The organism is Phormidium pseudopriestleyi FRX01, assembly GCF_017313335.1.
Taxonomy (GTDB): Bacteria; Cyanobacteriota; Cyanobacteriia; order Cyanobacteriales; family Laspinemataceae; genus Laspinema; species Laspinema pseudopriestleyi.
The window spans coordinates 1-3574 of record NZ_JAFLQW010000035.1 but is presented as its reverse complement, the minus strand read 5'-3'; the positions used below and the strand labels follow the sequence as shown (position 1 = coordinate 3574).

Here is a 3574-nt window from a genome sequence, read left to right as displayed (position 1 = left end):
GGCAGCTGAGAGTTTAGAGAAAATTGACCCTGAAAATCCTAATCTGTGAATCAATGTGCTTTGATTCTTATCACTACCCAGAAACGGGGTGTCTTGCCCCCCACCCCACTTCAGAAACCGGGTTTCTTTCCCGAATCTCTGGGCCAGCAAGGTTGGTTATGATTGTCGTTAGCGATACATCATCTCTGTTGTAGCCTTGCCCTGATTAACCATCTCAGCCTATTAGCGAAACTTTACCATATGGTAATCATTCCCGCTATGGTTGCTAGTGAATTAGCGATCGCCCAGTCAACTTAGAGAGTCATTCCCGCACACCTTGTTCCCTTAACCGTGCATCCACCCAAACTGCTTCAGACTCAGCTAAAGCGGGGATAGGTTCAGTGCTATAATCAATCACAAAATCATAGCCTGCTCGCTCATATAGCTGATTTAAAAGTTGGTTTAAATCGATAATCGGTTCTGTATCCCCGGAACGTAGGGGTAGGGGAAAGGTGGGAATTGCATCGGGTAAATTAAAAAGATATAAGTCCGCATGAGGACGCCGATCGCCTCGACTGACCAGAATCCGATAATGCGCCTCCATATCGTTTCCTAAAACCGGCATCAGTTCCCCACCCCGCAACAGGTCAATTTCCACCAAATGGGTGCGACTGGCTAAAATGCGGCTGCGCTTTTCTTCATACATCTCCCGCCCTTTTCCCCGGCGTTTATTTGCCGGAGAAAGCACCTCGATCGCCGTCACAACTTCCCCGGTTGCCATCTCTCTAACTTCTAAATATGCCTCCCGAAATTCCATCATCATCGGCACTTGCACCGGCAAGGCTTTTTGAGTCGGAGGTGCTGCCACTGCTACATTAGAATCTCCCGGCGATGTCGGTTGGCGACGCTGCACAATCACATCAGGAATTCCCACCAATAAACTATCATTTCCACCGCTTTCATACACCCTTTTTTCCAGGGCAACCCGATATTTAGGTCGCAACTGAGGGACTAATGATTCCAAAATTAGGCTCATCAGCAAGTGATGCACCTCGGGCCAAAAACTTGGCCCTTCTAAATATGGATCCATTCCTGGAAATGGAGAAGGCATAATTTAACTCCCTATTTAACCACCTTTTTATATCAATCCTTAACCTATTTATAAACTCTGGTACTCCCCTCTCCCATTTTGGGAGAGGGGTTGGGGGTGAGGGTCAAGGATTACTATAGACTTGAATTTAATTGATACCGATGTCCAAATTCACGGCTTGTTTGCCCTAAATTACTGCGGCGAGTATAGATTTAGGATGGGCATAATTTACCCTAAATCTATACTAAAAATGAAAACTAGAAATTGCTGCGATCGCGATTAGCAACCTTCATTTTTTCAACTACATCAGCCACCGCCATTGTTCCCAACTCACCCCCGGCGCGGGTGCGAATACTTAACTGATTCGATTCCACCTCTTTAGCCCCAACAACCGCCATCACCGGAATCTTTTGCTTTTCACCATTGCGAATCAGCTTCCCTAAACGCTCTCCACTGGTATCCGCTTCGGCCCGAATTCCCTCGATTCGCATCTGAGTTGCCACCTCTTTCGCAAAGGGCAAAAATTCATCACTCACCGGCAACAAACGCATTTGAATCGGCGCTAACCAGAAGGGAAAATCTCCCGCATACTCTTCAATTAAAATCCCAATTAGCCGTTCCAATGACCCAAAAGGCGCACGGTGAATCATTACCGGACGTTTGCGAGTGCCGTCTTCTCCCACATATTCTAATTGGAAGCGTTCTGGCAAGTTGTAATCCACCTGGACGGTTCCTAACTGCCACTCGCGCTCAAGCGCATCCTGGAAAATAAAGTCCAGTTTTGGCCCATAGAATGCCGCTTCTCCCGGGGCTTCAAAGGACTCCATCCCCAGGGTATCAACCGCGCGACGAATGGCATTTTCTGCCTTATTCCATGCCTCATCAGACCCGATATATTTATCGGATTCGGGGTCACGGAAACTCAACCGGGCTTTAAAGTTTTGCAGTTGCAAACTATTAAAGACAGACAAGATTAAATCCACCACACTGAGGAATTCATCATCCAATTGTTCTGGGGTGACGAACAGGTGGGAATCATCCACCGTAAAGCCACGAACTCGGGTTAATCCCCCCAGTTCCCCGGATTTTTCATGGCGGTAAACGGTGCCAAATTCTGCCAGACGCATCGGTAAATCCCGATAGGAACGCAACTCGTTTTTATAGATTTGGATATGGAACGGACAGTTCATGGGTTTGAGGACAAAACCCCGTTCTTCTAAGGCAGATTCTTCATCTTCTGCCATCATCGGGAACATATCCTCTTTATATTGTTGCCAATGACCGGAGGTTTTGAATAGGTCTATTCTGGCAATATGAGGAGTCACGACGCCGAGGTATCCGCGTTTGACTTGTTCCTGTTTGAGGAAGTCTTCGAGCACACTGCGGAGGACGGTCCCTTTGGGGGTCCATAAGGGCAATCCGGGACCTACGGAGTCGGAAAATAAAAACAGTCCCAGTTCTTTGCCGAGTTTGCGGTGATCTCGTTTGAGGGCTTCTTCTTTGCGTCTCTTGTATTCGGTGAGTTGTTCGGGGGTTTCCCAGGCGGTGCCATAGATGCGCTGTAGCTGTTGTTTGCTGGCATCTCCGCGCCAGTAGGCCCCAGCTAAACTTTCGAGTTCGATCGCCTTGGGGTGAAGTTCGCTGGTGTTTTCAACATGGGGACCCGCACACAAATCCCACCACTCTTCCCCGAGGTGATAGATGGTAATGGGTTCTTCTTTGATGTCCCCGAGAATTTCTAACTTGTAGGGTTCATTAATGGCTTTGATGCGTCTTTCCGCTTCTTCTCGGGTGACTTCTTCGCGGGTGACGGGTAATTTCCGGTTGATGATTTTGACCATCTCTTTTTTGATGGCTTTGAGGTCCTGTTCGGTGAAGGTCTCAGGATTGTCAAAATCATAATAAAATCCATTATCAATCCAAGGTCCAATGGTAACTTGGGCCTTGGGGAAAAGCTTCTGGACTGCCATCGCCATCACATGAGAGGTGGTGTGGCGAATCTTTTTGAGTTGCGGGGATTCGCCGGTACGCGGCAAGTAAATTTTTTCGGCGGGTGCTTCGACAGCCGGAGATGAGTTAGCCATTTGCGTTGGATTTTAATCTCGGATTTGGATTACCTTCTTTTCTATTTTAAAGGGTTGGTTCCCCAATTGGACTGGTCGTGTCAAGTTGTTGCTACTGGAGGACCCAGAGAGAGAGGGGCGGTTTAGGCCGGGAATGATTCAGATTAGATGACGAATGTCAAGCTTAAGAGGGGAACTCCAGCCCGATCGCCAAATTGTTATCGTGCGATCGCGAATCCCTTGTCAACTGTCCCCGAGAATGTTAAGTTTTGTAAAATAAGTTAAAATTAGCCTCAGTACCCCGATTATTTGGAAATCATGCTCAATCCCAATCTTCCCGAACCCAATTTACTCAAAACCCTACTAGAACCGTTATTAGAGGATTTTCAATATTGGTTTGCCCGATCGCGCAAGTTATTGGAAAATGAGGAAATCTCCTTTT

At 47.3% G+C, this 3574-nt stretch carries 3 protein-coding genes; 1 reads left to right on the top strand and 2 read right to left on the bottom strand.

Going from position 1 to position 3574, the window contains the following annotated elements; translation table 11 throughout:
• Window positions 1-301: 301 nt before the first annotated feature.
• Both J0895_RS01265 and thrS read right to left on the bottom strand, forming a co-directional pair.
• Window positions 302-1090: a DUF4058 family protein gene (locus J0895_RS01265; protein ID WP_207086335.1), complete on the bottom strand. Its 789-nt coding sequence runs from the start codon at window positions 1088-1090 to the stop codon at window positions 302-304.
• Between the two features lie 236 nt (window positions 1091-1326).
• A complete protein-coding gene (thrS, locus tag J0895_RS01260; protein ID WP_207086334.1) occupies window positions 1327-3153 on the bottom strand; it encodes a threonine--tRNA ligase in 1827 nt (608 codons plus the stop codon).
• A 297-nt stretch (window positions 3154-3450) separates the two neighbouring features.
• Here thrS and J0895_RS01255 point away from each other — a divergent pair.
• On the top strand, window positions 3451-3574 hold a 124-nt coding region (locus J0895_RS01255; RefSeq protein WP_207086336.1), incomplete at its 3' end, for a DUF2605 family protein.